1 protein-coding gene is annotated in these 228 nt (G+C 73.2%); it reads right to left on the reverse strand.

The window, feature by feature from the left end; translation table 11 throughout:
- Window positions 1–228 (reverse strand): RNA polymerase sigma factor (locus N825_RS35925; protein WP_037462664.1); only part of this gene is annotated, 228 nt, incomplete at both ends.

The raw sequence follows: 228 nt of genomic DNA on the forward strand, positions 1-228 counted from the left end.
CCTTCCAGCCGCTGCCAGACGAACACCTGGCGGCACTTGAGCGGCAATTCCGCCAGCGCCGCTTCCAGCGCCTGGCCCAGCTGGCCGGTGCGCGCCTGGGCCATCGGGTCGCCCAGCGGGCTGGCGTGGTCGGCAATGGTATCAAGCGGCACCCATTCCTGCCCGCCGTCGCGGCGGAACTGGTCGACGGCCGCGTTGCGCGCGGCCTGGTGCAGATAGGCGCGCGGC

This window comes from Skermanella stibiiresistens SB22, assembly GCF_000576635.1.
GTDB lineage: Bacteria > Pseudomonadota > Alphaproteobacteria > Azospirillales > Azospirillaceae > Skermanella > Skermanella stibiiresistens.